Here is a 16347-nt window from a genome sequence, read left to right on the forward strand (position 1 = left end):
GACCTTTTTTGCCGGATTTGACACCCAAAAAATCACTGAGTAGAATGACATTACTGGCTGGTTAGCTGACTCTAATCACAGCAATTCTATCACGATTTTGTGCGTAGGTCAATGAGGCTTCTGCCAGCAAATAATAAATAGGAGGACGTTGAAAATGTCTAATTCACAACAAATGAAAAAAGGGCTGTCTGTGCGTGATTTGATTACCACCGGCATCCTTGCTGCTTTGTACATGGTATGCGCCATGATTGGCGAGGCTATCTTTGGGTTCTTCCCTGTACTGACTTTCCTTTGCCCGCTGTCTATTGCGCTGCTGTGCGGCCCGGTTTATATGCTGATACTGGCGAAGGTGCCGAAGCATGGCCCAATCATTGTCACCGGTATTTTGGTAGGAGGTGTACTGTTCGTACTCGGTATGTACTGGTCTATGTGTTTGGCATATTGTATTCTCGGCGTTGTGGCCGATCTGCTGGCCGGTTCCGGGAACTTTAGAAACAAAGGGCGTAACCTGTTGTCCTACATGATTTTTGTTCTCAGCCCAGTTTTCTCCTACGGTATGCTTTGGTTTGACCGCGACGCCTATGTGCAATATTTGGTAGAAAAGGGAACAGAACAGACCTATATGGACACAATGGTTTCAACCGCGCAAAACTGGATGCTCCCGGCAATGATTATCGGCGTGTTGATCTGTGCTGCTATCAGCGGTCTTGTAGGCCAGAAACTATTGAAAAAGCATTTTGAAAAGGCCGGAGTAGTGTAATGGAGATGCAACTGCAAACAAAAGACACACTTGCCACATTACATTTAGACCCTCGCACAAAACTATATCTGTTGATCGTCGGAAATGTTGCGTTGTTCCTTGCGCCCTCTTTACTCTATGAGATTGCGCTGGTTGTATGCGTTGTGATTCTCGGCATCCTTGTAGGAGCAAAGCGGTTTACGGTAAGAATGGCTGCTGTCTATGCGGGAATGGTTGTTCTGCATATCATTGGAACAAATTATTTGACAGGGACTTTGCAGATTGCGATTGTAACATTTACCGTATTTATCCGTAAAATCTTTCCTTGTGCCATGCTCGGAGGTATTTTAGTCAGCACGACAAGGGTAAATGAATTTATGGCGGCCATGAACCGTATTCATATGCCAAAAGCAATGGTTATTCCTCTGACGGTCATGCTCCGCTATTTTCCTATGGTGCATGAGGATTGGGGCTATATCAGCGACGCCATGCGGATGCGCGATGTAGCTCCAACCGTCAAAAGTCTGCTGACCCATCCGGCCCGAACAGTGGAATGTATCTATGTTCCGATGATGATGTCAGCACTGAAAGTGGCGGATGAATTGTCGGCGGCGGCTGTTACAAGGGGGCTGGAAAATCCGAAGCCCCGAACCTGCTTGCAGGAAATCCACTTTAGTGTTGCGGATGCCGTATGCTTTATCCTGTTCACTTTGTTTATGTCAGTGTCAATCTGGCTGAAATTGAAAGGGGGTGCAGGCTAATGATCCGTTTTGACAAGGTTTCTTTTACCTATCAGGAATCATTACAAAATGGCGGACTGCGCGATGTTGATTTGACAATCAACAAAGGCGAGTGTGTGCTGTTGTGTGGGCGAAGCGGCTGTGGGAAAACCACATTGACCCGTCTTGTGAATGGCCTGATTCCATACTTTTATCCGGGAGAAGTCACCGGAACAACCTATGTTGACGGTAAAAATATACAGGATTATCCCATATATGAAGTGTCCGAGTATGTGGGGTCTGTATTCCAAAATCCACGCTCTCAATTTTTTAATGTAGATACAGACAGTGAAATCTCCTTTGGAATGGAAAATCTGACTTATCCAAGGGAAAAAATGAAAGAACGCATTTCAAAGACAGTTGCGGATTTAGATATAGCACATCTGACGGGGAGAAGCATATTTGAATTGTCTGGCGGTGAAAAACAAAAGGTGGCGTTTGCGTCCATCTATGCTATGTCTCCGAGTATTTACTTGTTAGATGAACCATCGTCCAATCTGGATATGGATGCTATTGAGGATTTGCGGCGTACACTTGAACTCCTAAAGAAACAAGGCAAGACCATTCTAATTGCAGAACATAGGATTTATTATCTGAGGGAATTAGTTGACCGCATTGCGTATATGGAAAACGGGGCTATATCTGCTGTGTTTTCTCCAAGCCAGTTTCTTTCTATTCCTGAAGAACAGCGGCATAGTATGGGACTTCGCGCTTTAGATTTGTCAAAGGTACAGCCAAGGGCCTTTGCTGAAAATTCTCAAAAGCCGATTTTGGAAGTCAGGAACTTATCCTTGTTCTATAAGAAAAAACTGGTTCTGGACGATTTGAATTTGAGTGCGGCACCGGGAGAAATCATAGGAATTATCGGCCATAACGGAGCCGGGAAATCTACATTTTCCAGAACACTATGCGGCCTGCACACAAACTGTACGGGACAAATTCTTTGGGATGGTAAAGAACTGAACGCAAAGAGCCGGTTAAAACGCTCCTATATGGTGATGCAGGACGTAAGCTATCAGTTATTTGCCGATACATTGGAAAAGGAATGTGTATTTGGAATTAAGCATCCTGATCTGGATGCAGCAAAACAGGCAATGGAACGGCTGGGTATTTATGAGTACCGTACTCATCATCCCAATACACTTTCCGGGGGGCAGAAGCAGCGTGCAGCCGTGGCGGTCAGTATGGTATGCCGTAAGGATGTTTTAATTTTTGATGAACCAACTAGCGGACTTGATTATGACAGCATGATTCAGGTTGCGGGGTTATTTCAAACGCTTTCCAAAATGGGAAAGGTAATTTTTGTTGTAACCCATGATTACGAATTTTTAGCGGCAGCCTGTACAAGAGTGATTCATTTAGATAACGGAAAACAGCAGGAAGATTACCCACTTTCCCCCGACAATCTGCATCGACTACATGATTTTTTCTTGCGGTCAGAAAGGAGGCAGAACCTTGAGGAGAATGGAAAATGACCTCCTGTTCTTCCATGAGCTGATTGGTAACTGTTCCGTTGAAAAGGATTCAAAGATATATACAATTTCTCCCAAATTTGGGAAAGGCACCATGCAGAGCTTTGAAGTGATGCCTGGTGCTGAAATTGTTTATAGCAATGTTCATATCACAACTCCAATTCAAAAAAATATCCAATGTATAGATCGTTTTATTGAAGTCACCTATTGCTTTCATGGGCGAGTGAATATGCTGTTCAGCGACCAGCCGGAGATGATTATGAGCGACCATTATATTTCTGTTTTCAATGGTGCAAGCCACCTGAAAAGCTGTGATTTTGGAGAAGAACCTTTTGTTGGTGTTTCAGTGGTGGCTTATCTGCCGCAGATCATAAACAGCCTGAATATCATGCTGGGGACAATCGCGTTTGACGAGGACATGGATTTTCAAGGACTTTTTACAGCGGGCGGATGCTTTATAGCACCCGCAACAAAAAGTGTGGAGCATATTTTTACCGAACTGCTCTTGCTGCCGGAACAGTACCGCAATTACCTTATGCGTATTAAAGTCATGGAACTATTGCTATACCTGGTTGGCAAAATGGAGTATCGGACAGATTTTGGAATTTCACTATTCCGCAAGGAGGAGATGAATTGTAATGAGTGATGTAAAAGCCCTGTTTGGACTAATTGATAAGAGAAATAAGCGCCGCCTGATTGGTGCGGTGATCTGTTGCGTCCTGTCTGTTTTGTGCGGCATCCTGCCCTATTTAGGCGTTTGGGGTATTGTGACCTGTTTCCTGGATGAACGGACAGAGAACCTTTTTCAATATGTGTGCCTGATTGCCGCAGCAATCATTTTGAAACATCTGCTGTTTGGAACCGGCACAAAAATCTCTCACAAGGTAGCCTACCAGACATTGGGGGAAACCCGTAAAAAGCTGTTCCGTAAAATTGCCCGCTTACCAATGGGCTATGTGAAAACAACGGCATCCGGGCAGGTCAAAACGATCATTATGGACAATATGGAACAGTTGGAGACATTTTACGCCCATAACATTCCAGAGATTATTTCCGGCCTCGCTGTACCGCTGTGTATGGAAATCCTGCTGGTGATATTGGACATCAGGGTAGCCGGTATCATGCTGATTCCGGTCGTTCTGTTTATTCTTGTCGGTATTCTTATGATTATCGTTCAGATGAAAAAAATGGACGAATTTAATCAGGCGTTTGCCGATGTCAGCGTTAAGACGGTGGAATATGTCAACGGTATGAAAGAACTGAAGATATTTGCTGCCGACGAATCCACTTATGGCCGCCTGTCAGAAAGCATCCGCACTTACAGCACCGTTGTAACAGAGTGGTTCCAAAGCTGCTTGAAATATGTTGCTTTCAATCATACCGACTTAAACAGCAACCTTGTGTTCCTGTTTCCGCTTGCCGGTTTGATGTACCTCTCCGGCAGCGTGACAGCGGCCAGCTATATTATGTATCTGTTTATGGGGCTTGCCATGCTGATTCCGTTGGAAACTGTTTCTAATAACTTTGATTATATCGGCATGAACGCCTCTGTTGCAAAAAAGATAGACGAAATTCTGAAGCTGGATGAAATGGCGGATACGACCTCAAAGGCAGAACTTGCCGACCACACGATTGCGTTTGAACACGTTACATTTTCCTATGGGGAAGAACAGCCGGTATTAAAAGATGTCTCATTTACTGTTCCTGACGGAAAAGTAACGGCGCTCGCCGGTGTTTCCGGCAGCGGCAAAAGTACAGCGGCCAGCCTGATCTGCCGGTTTTGGGATATAACCGAGGGACAGATTTGTATGGGCGGCGTACCGCTGAACCAGATTCCGCTATCCGATCTGATGTCCCAGATTTCCTTTGTGACCCAGAATACGTTCCTGTTCAAAAAGAGCATCCGGGATAACATTATGATGGGAAACCCAGAGGCCACGGAGGAAGAAATGATGCAGGCAGCCAAGGATGCCGTATGTCACGACTTTATTATGCGGCTTCCAAAGGGCTATGACACAGTGATAGACAAGGAAACCAAGTTGAGCGGCGGTGAAAAACAGAGAATCACATTGGCAAGGGCGATTCTGAAAAATGCGCCGGTCGTGATTCTTGACGAGGCAACGGCTTACATTGATGCCGACAATGAAGATTTACTGCAAAAGGCGCTAGCTAAATTATCAGAGGGAAAAACCGTACTCGTAATAGCGCACCGTCTTTCCAGTATCAAGGAAGCTGATTCGATTGTGGTTCTGGAACAGGGCGAAGTGATTGACTGCGGCACACATGATGAATTGATAAACCGTTGCTCCCCGTATCGGGATATGTGGGCGGCCTTTGAGCAATCCGATCAATGGAAAATGGGAGGTGTAAACGCATGATTGCTATGATACGGAAATTCTTAGACCTTGCAGGCGAGCGCAAAAAGCAGCTTTATCTTGCGTGGCTGTTTCAGGCGTTGACCTCAATTTGTGAGGGTGCGATATATTTCATGCTGTTCCTTGCGATAAAAGATATTTTGGGTGGCTCGTTTACAAGGGAAAAACTGATGCAGTATAGCCTTATGTTTCTGATCTATACTGTCCTGCATTTTGTTTTTTATTACTTTACGATTGCAAAACAGCGCCCGGTATCTTATGCCATGATGCGGGATGAACGTCTTTCGATTGCGGCGAAAATCAAACAGTTTCCGCTCTACTACTTTACAAAAGACAAGATCAGCCAGCTTACATCTTTGTTTACAACTGATTTAAGTTTCGTGGAAATGAATATCATGGAGATTATTGCCGGTTTCGTTTCCAGCATGATCATGACGGTTGTATTTGCTCTGATGCTGCTTAGTGTGGACTGGCATATGGCGCTTCTTCTGTTTGTGGGGATCATCCCCGGCTATATCCTCTACCAGCAGTTTCAAAAGAGCATGGTTCAACTGGGAGAGCAGAAGAAAAATACGCAGGTGGCAATGATTGATTCCACGCTGGAATATGTACAGGGCATGGAAACGATTAAGGCATACCGGCTGGAGCAATCCGGTAAGCTCGTGGAGAAGCAGGTGAACGGATATTGCACGGCTTCTGACCGTTATGAAGCGACGCTGACGAATTGGAGCATGGGTTATAAAATCTGCCTGAATCTGGGCCTGTTTTTGAGTTTGGGTGTTGGCATTGCAATGGTTCGTTCTGGTTCATTAGCCCCGGCAACCTATTTGTTTTTTGCAATCATGGGTATTATTTTTTACCGTCCGCTGGAAGCTCTGATGGGTTCCTTTGCCATGATGAATCTTGCAAACGCATCGTTGGATAATATAGCAGAAATCAACAACCTGCCGACCGAAAATGAAAAACAGGGAACTACACAGTTTGCAGATACACAAGCCGATGTACGGTTTGAAAATGTATCGTTTAGCTATGATGGAAAGCGTGACGCAGTTAGTCATGTAAGTTTTTCAGCTAAACCCGGAACGATTACTGCATTGGTGGGTCCTTCTGGAAGCGGCAAATCCACTCTCCTTAATTTAATTCCGGGATTCGTGACGCCGAAAAACGGGCGGATTCTGTTGAATGGGAAAGATGCGGCAACATTAAAGCATAGTGATCTGGTGCGTCATGTGAGTGTCGTTTTTCAGGAAGTATATCTTTTTCAGGATACCATGATGAATAATATCCGAATGGGAAACCAGAGTGCAACGGACGAGCAGGTGATAGAGGCGGCAAAAAAAGCTCACTGTCACGAATTTATAGAAAAGCTCCCGCAGGGCTATCAAACGGTTATCAGCGAGGGCGGCGCAAGCCTTTCCGGTGGTGAGCGTCAGCGCGTCGCTATTGCGAGGGCAATTTTGAAAGATTCCCCGATCATTCTTTTAGATGAGGCGCTTTCCAGTCTGGATGCTGAAAATGCCGTAGCAATACAAAAGGGCATAGAAGAAATGATTAAGGGAAAGACGGTGTTCCTTGTATCACACACTTTGTCCTATATCCAAAATGCAGATCAGATACTAGTCCTATCTGACGGCATATTGCAGGGCTGTGGGAAACATGAAGAACTATTACAGACCGTGCCACTTTATCAAACTATGTGGGAAAAAGAAAAATCCATTAAAAACTGGAAGCTGGCATAATGAGCAGCAAGAACAAACTTCATACGCCTGGGGAGGACTACCTGGAAACCATCCTTGTTCTCCAAAAGAAACGCGGTATGGTACGCTCCGTAGATGTGGCCCGGCACATGGAGGTGTCAAAGCCCAGCGTGTGCCATGCAGTGGCTATCTTGCGGGACGGCGGCTTTCTCACTATGGACGAAGATCACTTTCTCCATCTGACCGATGTGGGCCGCGAGGTAGCCGAAAAAATCTACGAGCGTCACTGCTTCTTTACCGAGCAGCTTATCGCCGCAGGCGTTGACCCCAGGACTGCGGAGGCTGACGCCTGCCGGATTGAACACATCATCAGCGATGAGAGCTTTTCACGGCTGAAAGAGGCAGCCGAACAGGAACAAACCTAAACCAAATAAGACAAGCGATCCTGCCCCGCAAGACGGGGAAAGAAAAAAACCGTTGCAGGGCAGGCAGCTTCGTGCGCCCATAATGGATTTTCCGGGTACTGCGGCGGTTTTGAGTAACATCAAGGCCGCCGTTCCTTATGCCCTCAACAAAGGAGTGACGACTACACGCTGACACGGCGGCTTTAGGAGGGAACCGCCATGAAGCACATTGACCGCCGACAAATTCAGACGATATTTCACTACCGTCAAAAAAAGCCCAGTCAACGAACAGGCCCCGTCTGGTAGCCGGTGCGAAAATTGTCATTCTGTAAGTGAATATTGGAGTTTTTGCGCTCGAATAGCTTTTTGCTGTCCGGGCGCTTTTTTGTCCCTATGGAGCCGGAACATCGGGCCAGCATGGCCCGAACCCTGGCCCCAGTGCCGCGCCCCGCCGCCTCATTCAGATTTACCCAAAAAATCTGAATGGAGGAAAGGCAGATGGAAGTTACCATCAATTATAACGGACAAGCTGTAGCCGTGGAGGTTACGCTGGAAGTCTATGAATTTCTTGACCGGGCCGATCACAAAACGGAGAACCTGTTCCATGAACAGCGGCGGCATTGGGATGGCCGGGAGTTTGACGAGTACATCATTACCACCGAGGGTGTAGGGGTCTACGGCGAAACGCCGGAGGAATACCTTTGCCGCATGGAAACGCTGCATGAGCTGATGGCTGTTCTGGACACCTGTACCGAGGCCCAGCGCCGCCGGTTCCTGCTCTATGCGCTTGACGAGCTGAGCCTTGCAGAGATCGGTGTGCTGTGCGGCTGCTCCAAAGTGGCTGTGTATCAAAGTGTGGAGGCGGTCAGAAAAAAATTTATAAATTTCTTTGAGAACAGGCTTAACGAATGACCTGTTTTCTGGCTACCAAGTGAAAGGGATCATTTCCCTTATCTCAGCGAGGGGCGGACAGCGGACGAGCTGTCCGCCTCTCCCATTTTCAGGAGGTAAGCCTATGAAAACAATCAATCTGCGGTGGATTTATCCCCACTACCGGCATGACGAGTTTGTGGAGGTCAGCGATGAGGTTTGGGAGGTCATGCGGCAGGCCCAGCGCGAGATGAACAACTATGAGCGCCGGAAGGTCTACCAGCGCGCCTACTACTCTCTGGACGCATACAGCTGGCTGGAAAATTACGCACTGGAACACAGCAGATCGCCGGAAGATATTTTGCTGGAACGAGAAGAAATGACCACCCGCCTGCACCTGATTGCAGCTCTGCCTGCGGCTCTGGCTCATGCCACTCCGACACAGGCCCGCCGTGTTCACGCCTACTACATCGCCGGTATCAAGCAGCCGGAAATCGCCCGGAGAGAGGGTATCCATAGCAGTAAGGTCAGCGTTGCCATCCACCGGGGGCTGCGGAATATGCGCCGCTGCTATGATGACCTTTTTCAAACAGAGTGAGGGCGTGCCTATGCAGACCATCAATCTCAAACAATATTATCCATTTTGCAAAGAGGACATTTTTGTGGAGGTGTCCGATGAGATCGTCGAAGCGTTTCTTCTGGACAAGAGAGCCGAGGCCGCCAGAGATCGCAAGATGTTCCGGTATAAGGCGTTTTATTCCCTCGATTGTAACGATGGAATCGAAAATGCCGCCATCGGCTGGGCGCAGCCAGCGCCGGAGGACTACCTGATAGAAAAAGAAGAATTAGCCGAATACGAAGAATTGATACGGCGATTGTACGAAGCCATTTCTTCCCTGCCGCCTATGCAGGCTCGCCGTGTCCATGCCCGCTATATGCTGGGTATGAAAGTGAAAGATATTGCCGCAATGGAGGGTATCACACCATCGCAGGCGGGAAAATCCATCCATGCCGCACTGCGGAGGCTGCGCCGGTACTTTGCTCGACAGAAATGGACGGTCAATCTATGAGTATTTCCAAAGAAAAGAGGTGCCTGACATGAACGAAAAAATTACAGCCCACCCCCAAAAAGAAGAACGGGAGAAAGTCCTGAAGGAGATTCGGCAGCTTGAAAACCGAAAGAAGATTTTGGAGAACAAGCAGCGGAACGAAGAACGCAGGGTTCGTACCCGCCGCCTGATTGAGCGCGGAGCTATTTTGGAGGGGATTTTCCCGTTGGCTCCCGACCTTTCCGGCGCAGAGGTTAAAGCATTTTTGATTACCCTGTCCCATCTTCCGGGGGCTGCGGAATTGACTGCAAACCTGCCAAAATCCGGGGACACGCCATAAGTCCCTTGTTTACAAGGGCGCACTTATACACCGTTGCCGGTGCTGTGCGCCCTGCCGGGAGCGTTGCGTACTTCGTCCGCGATGGGAAGCTACGCTCCCCAAACCCCTTGTGCGCTCTGCGCAGCCAGACACCCGCTTTGCGTTTGTCCGGCTCCACAGAGCCTGTTATCCCCTCACTGAAAGGAGGTGTTCCCCATAGATTTCTGTCATATCCCCGTCAGTATCATCAAGCGCAGCGCAGGCCGTTCTGCCGTTGCCGCAGCCGCCTACCGCAGCGGAACCAAGCTGACAAATGAATGGGATGGAATGACCCACGACTACACCCGGAAAGGCGGCATTGTTCATGCGGAGATCATGCTGCCTGCCTACGCCCCGCCGGAATTTGCAGACCGTTCGATCCTCTGGAACAGCGTGGAGCAAATCGAGAAGGCAAGGGACAGCCAGCTTGCCCGTGAGATCGAGGCAGCTCTGCCCCGTGAACTGTCCGGTGAACAGCAGCTTGCCCTTGTGCGCGCCTATGTGAAGGACAACTTTGTAGACAAAGGAATGTGTGCTGACTTTGCTATCCATGACAAGGGAATCGGCAACCCTCATGTCCATATCATGCTGACGCTCCGGCCTCTGAAAGAAAATGGACAGTGGGGCGCAAAGTGCCGCAAGGCATACGATCTGGACGAGAACGGCCAACGCATCCCGGACGGGAAAGGCGGCTGGAAGAACCACCGGGAGGACACCACCGACTGGAACGACAAAGGGAATGTGGAGATTTGGCGGGCGGCATGGGCGGCCTGCACCAACCGGGCATTGGAGGCCGCCGGTCATCCCGCCCTGGTAGACCACCGCAGCTACAAGCGCCGGGGCATTGATAAAATCCCCTCTGTCCATCTGGGGCCAGCCGCCAGCCAAATGGAAAAGCGCGGCATCCGCACCGACAAGGGCGAAGTAAACCGGCAGATCGCCGCCGACAACAAGCTGCTGAAAGAAATCAAGGCCCGCATTACCCGCCTCTACAACTGGTCGAAGGCCGAGGCCGAGAAGCCGGAGGGCCAGCAGCCCAGCATGATTGACTTGTGGGAGGCCCAGCAGCAGCTCAAGCGGCCCGACACCCGCACCGGCAAAATCCGGGCTTTACAGGAGAGCGCCGCCCTGTTCAGCTTTTTGCAGGCAAACGGCATCCAATCCATGCAGCAGCTCCATGAAAAAATCGCAGATATGAACACCCGTTACTATGACCTGCGGCGAGAGATCGTCAAGGCTGAGCGCCGGATCGCTGTCCTCACCGAGCGCGGGGAGATGTGGGCGCAGTACAACGAGTATAAGACTGTCCACAAGCAGCTTGCCAGGGTAAAGCCGGAGAAGCGGGAACTGTTCGAGCAGCGCCACAGCCGGGAACTGATCCTCTATGACGCGGCGGCCCGGTATCTGAAGGAACTAAAGGACAGCGGCGAGGAAATCACCCCCAAGGCATGGCAGCGCGAGATCGACCTGCTGACCGCCCAGAAGCAGGTGGACACCATCGACATGAAAGCCATGCGGGAGGAACTGAAAACTGTGGAACGGCTCCGCAAGGCCGCCGACCAACTGACCCGGCAGGAACGGGACAAGCCCCGCAACCGGGGGCCGGAGCGGTAAAGGGTACGGCGCTTTGCCGACCCCTTTCAGGTGCGTCGCGTTTCACGACACCCTTTTGCACACAGAAAAACCGCCGTACAGGTTTCCCCATACGGCGGCAGATGGTTTATTTGCCGAACAAGTCGCTGTGCGACCCGGTGCGGGCAAGCGTCAGCACCAGCACATCATCCTCGATACGGTAAATGAGCAGCCAGTCCGGGAGAATGTGACATTCCCGATGGCCCACCCAATCGCCGGACAAATCGTGATCGCGGTTTTTATCCGGCAGCGGTTCGCCCATCGACAGCAGAGCCACGACCTGTTCCAGCAATTCGATTTTCAGGCCGCGCTTGATTGCCCGCTTGTAGTCCTTTTTGAAAGCGGTCGTGTACTTGACGGTGTACTTTGTTTTCCTCATTTTTTCAGGTCGGCAAACAACTCGTCAAGGTCATTGTATCCCTTTACAGACGGGTCTTTTGCAATCCTTTCCGCTTCCAGCATGGCAGCAATCGTTTCCTTGTTGGGCTGTTCCAGCTTCACCTCAAAGGGAATGCCGCCCTCACGAAGCGACTGGCGCACGAAGATGTTGAACGCCGTAGTCAGGTTCATGCCAAGTTCAGTAAACAGTGCGTCCGCTTGCGCTTTCAAATCTGCGTCCATGCGGATACTGATGTTTGTGGTATTTCCAGCCATACGATCAACCCCTTTCTGCTGGCAATTATAGTATATGCCATTTGCACGAAGAAAACAATACTTTGCACGAATATTTAACAATAAATTCATTCGAGGAGGTTAGCTACACTATGAAAGAAATCATTTATGAAGAACAATAAGTCTGAATCTATCCCCGTCATGGATTACCGCCAGTACCGCAGAGCGCGGAGGCTGGTGCATGAGTGCTGCAACTACATCGACGGAAACTGTATCGCTCTGGACGATGGAGAGGAATGTGTCTGTGTCCAGTCTATTTCCTACTCCCTGTTGTGCAGGTGGTTTCGGGCGGCGGTATTGCCGCAGGATAAGGAACTGGAAACGGCGCTGTTCCACCGGATGAATGCGAAGAAATGCGCCGTATGTGGGGCGCTGTTTACCCCCGGTTCCAACCGGGCCAAATACTGCCCGGAATGTGCCGCACGCATGAAGCGGATCAATGCCGCAAAGCGCAAGCGGAAACAACGGGAGAAATGTCACGCTTTAGGGGCTGAAAAACCCTTGTAAATCAAGGCTTTTTTCGAGGGTGTCAAAGGCAGGCTGATAGATTTATCTTCCGACCACTAAAACGGCCTTAAAATGCGTACAGAATCCCAAGAGAAACCCCAAGGAGGAACCCTATGTCAGACAACCGAAAATATTATTACCTGAAACTCAAAGAAAACTATTTTGACGATGATTCCATCGTGCTGCTGGAAAGTATGCAGGATGGTGTGCTGTATTCCAACATTCTGCTCAAGCTGTATCTGAAATCGCTGAAACATGGCGGACGGCTTCAACTTGACGAGGACATTCCTTACACGGCGCAGATGATCGCCACCATTACCCGCCAGCAGATCGGCACTGTGGAGAGAGCCTTGCAGATCTTTTTGAAGCTGGGCCTTGTGGAAGTGCTGGACAGCGGCACATTCTACATGAGCAACATCGAACTTTTAATCGGCCAGTCCTCTACCGAGGCTGAGCGAAAGCGGGCTGCGAGGCTCCAAAATAAGGCTCTTTCTGCGCCCCGGACAAACGGCGGACATTTGTCCGACATTCGTCCACCAGAGATAGAGATAGAGTTAGAGAAAGAGATAGAGATAAAGAGAGAGATAGAGAAGGTACGCCCTGAAACGGGGCACCCTTCCCACACCTATGGCCGTTACCAGAATGTTTTCCTGACGGACGAGGAACTGGCAGACTTGCAGGCCAGTTTTCCCACTGTATGGGGCCAGTACATCGAAAAGCTGTCCGAATACATGGCCTCTACCGGTAAGCGGTATCAGAGCCATGCCGCCACCATCCGGCGCTGGGCCGGTGAGGACGCGAAAAAGGTGGCCCCGCCCACCCGCAACCGGGATTACAGCGTAAAGGAGGATGAAACCGTATGATGGAGATTACCGCAGAAATCCGGGCGTTCATCGACAAGGCAGCTGCTGGTGCGGAACTGGCTGAGGACGAGTATATAGATCCGTCAGACGGTCTCATTCACTGTAAGAAATGCGGCGGCCAGAGGCAGACCGTTGTGCCATGCTTTGGGAAATCCGGCTACTTTATGCCGCGCTGCATCTGCCAGTGCCAGCAGGAGGCTGAGGAGCAGCGCAAGGCTACTGAAGAACGGCAGCGCCGCATGGAGCGTATCAAACGCCGAAAGGCACAGGGTTTGCAAGACCGCTATCTCTATGACTACACCTTTGCCAACGACAACGGCAAAAACCCATTGATGGACAAGGCCCGCGCCTATGTGGAGAACTGGAAGGAGGCATATAAGAGCAATATCGGGCTTTTGCTGTTTGGAGATGTGGGAACCGGCAAGTCTTTCTTCGCCGGATGTATTGCCAACGCTTTGCTTGACCAGGATGTGCCGGTGCTGATGACGAACTTCCCCACCATTCTGAACCGCCTGACCGGGATGTTCTCTGAGGACAGGTCGGAGTTTATTGCCAGCTTTGACGAGTATGACCTGCTTATCATTGACGATTTGGGTGTAGAGCGCAGTACCGAATATACTATGGAGCAGATATTTTTCGTCATTGACAGCCGCTATCGCAGCCGCAGGCCCATGATCATCACCACCAACCTGAAGCTGGCCGAACTCAAAAACCCGCCTGACCTGGCCCACGCTCGTATCTATGACCGTATTCTGGAACGGTGTGCGCCGATTCTCTTTGACGGGAATAATTTCCGGGAAGAAAATGCCGGTGCTACCCGACAGGCAGCAAAAGACATTGTAAACAGTAAGCACGATTGATTTTTTACCGGGCGGCACAGACCCGTTCGGAGAAAGGAGCGCCATGAACAAAGAACCCCGTACTATGCAGGTGACAGACGCCGCTACTGCGTCCAGAGCGCCGAAAAACACGCCAGCGATGGTAAAGAAAATCGGCAAGACAACCTACAAGGTTCATGTCCATTTCAGCAATACCAGCACAGAAACCATGAGCGATAAAATCAAGCGTATGCTCAAAAATGAAATTCAGCAGATGTGAAAGACTGATAAACGAAGCCGCCTTGTGCTAAACTGATGGTGGTACGCACCAAAACTTTTATCTAAGGAGGACATGAAAATGCTGTACACAGAAAAAGAGAAAAATGAGATTGAGCGCGTCCGTAAAGTGTTCGAGAAACACATCCAACAAATGACTGCTTATGATTTGGTTTGGTCGGACAAGGTCGGCTATGTGTGGCTGGCAATATCTATCGACCCAGTCTATATTGATACCGGCAACTGGATAGAGTCCGCTGCTGGCCTTTGTTATGAGTGCTTGAATGATATAGCACTGGATGTTTTTGGAATGACCGGAAACGACCATGACTTCGAGGACGCCGATCCGCTGGAACTGGCCGAGATTAAGCGGCGCTGGAAACCCTATATCGGCCAACTGCCGGAATATGCGTACCTTTGCGACGAACTGTTAAGCAGGAGCAAATAACCCATCCGCAAAAGTGTCAGGAGCTAAAATCTGCTTCTGGCACTTTTTTGTGGCTTTTTTGTGAATTTGATTAAAAAGTCCTTGACAATTTGTCTCTGGCAAGACAGCAAAATCAATCCTCATTTCTTGCGGTGCGCGGCTTGCCCCCTTTGATATAAAGGAACTCCGCGATCTCATGTCCTACGACGAATTAGAACTTGATACGTTAGGCGATAGAAAAACAGCTTTGTTTTTGATTATGAGCGATACGGACAGCACATTTAATTTTGTTATCGCTATGCTGCAATCGCAGTTATTTAATCTCTTGTGCGACAAGGCCGACGACGAATACGGCGGCAAGCTGCCTGTTCATGTTCGCTGCCTGTTAGACGAGTTTGCGAACATTGGACAAATCCCACAGTTTGAAAAATTGATTGCCACAATCCGCAGCCGGGAAATCTCGGCTTCTATCATTCTGCAATCGCAGAGCCAGCTAAAAGCCATTTACAAGGACGCGGCAGAAATCATACTTGACAATGCCGACAGCACCTTGTTTTTGGGAGGGCGCGGGAAAAATGCAAAGGATATTTCGGAAAACTTGGGACGGGAAACAATCGACAGTTTCAACACTTCCGAAAATCGCGGCACGCAGGTTTCCCACGGCCTCAATTATCAAAAATTGGGAAAGGAGTTGATGACACAAGACGAAATCGCAGTTATGGACGGAGGAAAATGTATTTTGCAGTTACGCGGCGTGCGCCCCTTTTTCAGCGATAAATACGATATAACGCAGCACCCGAACTACAAATACCTTTCCGACTTCGACAAGAAAAACGCTTTTGACGTTGAACGGTATATGTCTACCCGTCCGGCAATCGTAAAGCCGGACGAACCCTTTGACATATACGAAATAGATTTGTCCGACGAGGACGCAGCCGCCAGTTTCGGGGACCCCGACGAAACGTAGTTTCGTTGGGGAGAGGAGGCGCAACGGAGTGATAGAGTTTTCGCATTTATGCGGAAACGATTGATACGAAGTTTGCGCCGACGAAACGGCGGCATTTTTATTTCAACAACATTTTTTTGAGCCGTTTTAGCGGCAGAAAGCGAGGTTTCTATGGATTTTTTCAACAGCGCAGTTGACGTATTGCAGACTTTGGTAATCGCGCTTGGCGCAGGACTTGGCATTTGGGGCGGCATTAACCTCATGGAGGGCTACGGCAACGACAACCCAGGTGCAAAATCCCAGGGCATGAAACAGCTTATGGCGGGCGGCGGCGTTGCCCTGATCGGTATGACCCTTGTACCGCTGCTCTCCGGCCTGTTTGGATAATGCCGCAAACTAACACTACCCGCCGCGCCCTCTCGGAAACGGGAGGGCGCGGGAAAGGAGGGATTAGCTTTTGATA

At 49.4% G+C, this 16347-nt stretch carries 20 protein-coding genes and 1 pseudogene; 19 read left to right on the forward strand and 2 right to left on the reverse strand.

Going from position 1 to position 16347, the window contains the following annotated elements; all coding sequences use genetic code 11:
• Nucleotides 1–154: 154 nt before the first annotated feature.
• From KTH90_RS00355 to mobQ, 12 genes are all read left to right on the forward strand, one after another.
• Nucleotides 155–760, forward strand: coding sequence for an MptD family putative ECF transporter S component (locus KTH90_RS00355; protein WP_015533385.1), 606 nt, complete (start codon nt 155–157; stop codon nt 758–760).
• Nucleotides 760–1500 carry an energy-coupling factor transporter transmembrane component T gene (locus KTH90_RS00360; RefSeq protein ID WP_050004278.1) on the forward strand — a complete coding sequence of 247 codons (741 nt, stop codon included), beginning with the start codon at nt 760–762 and terminating at the stop codon, nt 1498–1500. Before KTH90_RS00355 ends, KTH90_RS00360 begins: the two co-directional genes overlap by 1 nt.
• Nucleotides 1500–2993, forward strand: coding sequence for an ABC transporter ATP-binding protein (locus tag KTH90_RS00365; protein ID WP_050004279.1), 1494 nt, complete (start codon nt 1500–1502; stop codon nt 2991–2993). The genes KTH90_RS00360 and KTH90_RS00365 overlap by 1 nt, the downstream gene beginning before the upstream one ends.
• A complete protein-coding gene (locus tag KTH90_RS00370; RefSeq protein ID WP_059004508.1) occupies nt 2974–3636 on the forward strand; it encodes a hypothetical protein in 663 nt (220 codons plus the stop codon). The genes KTH90_RS00365 and KTH90_RS00370 overlap by 20 nt, the downstream gene beginning before the upstream one ends.
• Nucleotides 3629–5368: an ABC transporter ATP-binding protein gene (locus tag KTH90_RS00375; RefSeq protein WP_238726041.1), complete on the forward strand. Its 1740-nt coding sequence runs from the start codon at nt 3629–3631 to the stop codon at nt 5366–5368. The genes KTH90_RS00370 and KTH90_RS00375 overlap by 8 nt, the downstream gene beginning before the upstream one ends.
• A complete protein-coding gene (locus tag KTH90_RS00380; protein ID WP_238726042.1) occupies nt 5365–7104 on the forward strand; it encodes an ABC transporter ATP-binding protein in 1740 nt (579 codons plus the stop codon). Before KTH90_RS00375 ends, KTH90_RS00380 begins: the two co-directional genes overlap by 4 nt.
• On the forward strand, nt 7104–7487 hold the full coding sequence (locus tag KTH90_RS00385) for a metal-dependent transcriptional regulator (protein WP_238726043.1): 384 nt from the start codon (nt 7104–7106) through the stop codon (nt 7485–7487). Before KTH90_RS00380 ends, KTH90_RS00385 begins: the two co-directional genes overlap by 1 nt.
• 477 nt (nt 7488–7964) lie before the next feature.
• Entirely contained in the window at nt 7965–8378 is a 414-nt protein-coding gene (locus KTH90_RS00390; RefSeq protein ID WP_238726044.1) for an RNA polymerase sigma factor, read from the forward strand.
• Nucleotides 8379–8481: 103 nt separating this feature from the next.
• Nucleotides 8482–8934 (forward strand): RNA polymerase subunit sigma-24, encoded by a 453-nt coding sequence (locus tag KTH90_RS00395; protein WP_238726045.1) that lies wholly within the window; start codon nt 8482–8484, stop codon nt 8932–8934.
• A gap of 10 nt (nt 8935–8944) precedes the next feature.
• Nucleotides 8945–9406: an RNA polymerase sigma factor gene (locus KTH90_RS00400; RefSeq protein WP_238726046.1), complete on the forward strand. Its 462-nt coding sequence runs from the start codon at nt 8945–8947 to the stop codon at nt 9404–9406.
• A 28-nt stretch (nt 9407–9434) separates the two neighbouring features.
• Nucleotides 9435–9725, forward strand: coding sequence for a DUF3847 domain-containing protein (locus tag KTH90_RS00405; protein ID WP_238726047.1), 291 nt, complete (start codon nt 9435–9437; stop codon nt 9723–9725).
• A gap of 186 nt (nt 9726–9911) precedes the next feature.
• The gene (mobQ, locus tag KTH90_RS00410) at nt 9912–11357 is read left to right on the forward strand and encodes a MobQ family relaxase (RefSeq protein ID WP_238726048.1); all 1446 of its coding nucleotides are present in this window, start codon (nt 9912–9914) and stop codon (nt 11355–11357) included.
• 106 nt (nt 11358–11463) lie between these two features.
• Here the strand turns inward: mobQ and KTH90_RS00415 are convergent, their stop codons facing one another.
• Both KTH90_RS00415 and KTH90_RS00420 read right to left on the reverse strand, forming a co-directional pair.
• Entirely contained in the window at nt 11464–11754 is a 291-nt protein-coding gene (locus tag KTH90_RS00415; RefSeq protein WP_003509355.1) for a type II toxin-antitoxin system YafQ family toxin, read from the reverse strand.
• Nucleotides 11751–12029, reverse strand: coding sequence for a type II toxin-antitoxin system RelB/DinJ family antitoxin (locus KTH90_RS00420; RefSeq protein WP_055175432.1), 279 nt, complete (start codon nt 12027–12029; stop codon nt 11751–11753). The genes KTH90_RS00415 and KTH90_RS00420 overlap by 4 nt, the downstream gene beginning before the upstream one ends.
• A gap of 126 nt (nt 12030–12155) precedes the next feature.
• Between KTH90_RS00420 and KTH90_RS00425 the strand changes: the two genes are divergently transcribed.
• The 7 genes and pseudogenes from KTH90_RS00425 (at nt 12156) to KTH90_RS00455 (ending at nt 16271) form a co-directional block, all read left to right on the forward strand.
• Nucleotides 12156–12554: a cysteine-rich VLP domain-containing protein gene (locus KTH90_RS00425; RefSeq protein WP_209290181.1), complete on the forward strand. Its 399-nt coding sequence runs from the start codon at nt 12156–12158 to the stop codon at nt 12552–12554.
• 113 nt (nt 12555–12667) lie between these two features.
• Nucleotides 12668–13417 carry a phage replisome organizer N-terminal domain-containing protein gene (locus KTH90_RS00430; protein ID WP_238726049.1) on the forward strand — a complete coding sequence of 250 codons (750 nt, stop codon included), beginning with the start codon at nt 12668–12670 and terminating at the stop codon, nt 13415–13417.
• Nucleotides 13414–14277: an ATP-binding protein gene (locus KTH90_RS00435; protein WP_238726050.1), complete on the forward strand. Its 864-nt coding sequence runs from the start codon at nt 13414–13416 to the stop codon at nt 14275–14277. Before KTH90_RS00430 ends, KTH90_RS00435 begins: the two co-directional genes overlap by 4 nt.
• Before the next feature lie 43 nt (nt 14278–14320).
• On the forward strand, nt 14321–14515 hold the full coding sequence (locus tag KTH90_RS00440) for a transposon-encoded TnpW family protein (protein ID WP_238726051.1): 195 nt from the start codon (nt 14321–14323) through the stop codon (nt 14513–14515).
• A 72-nt stretch (nt 14516–14587) separates the two neighbouring features.
• Entirely contained in the window at nt 14588–14959 is a 372-nt protein-coding gene (locus KTH90_RS00445) for a hypothetical protein (protein WP_330655766.1), read from the forward strand.
• Nucleotides 14960–15053: 94 nt separating this feature from the next.
• Nucleotides 15054–15905: pseudogene (locus KTH90_RS00450) on the forward strand (VirD4-like conjugal transfer protein, CD1115 family); the annotation flags it as partial.
• 150 nt (nt 15906–16055) lie between these two features.
• The gene (locus tag KTH90_RS00455; RefSeq protein ID WP_238726052.1) at nt 16056–16271 is read left to right on the forward strand and encodes a Maff2 family mobile element protein; all 216 of its coding nucleotides are present in this window, start codon (nt 16056–16058) and stop codon (nt 16269–16271) included.
• Nucleotides 16272–16347 lie beyond the last annotated feature (76 nt).

This window comes from Diplocloster modestus, assembly GCF_019042245.1.
Taxonomy (GTDB): Bacteria; Bacillota; Clostridia; order Lachnospirales; family Lachnospiraceae; genus Diplocloster; species Diplocloster modestus.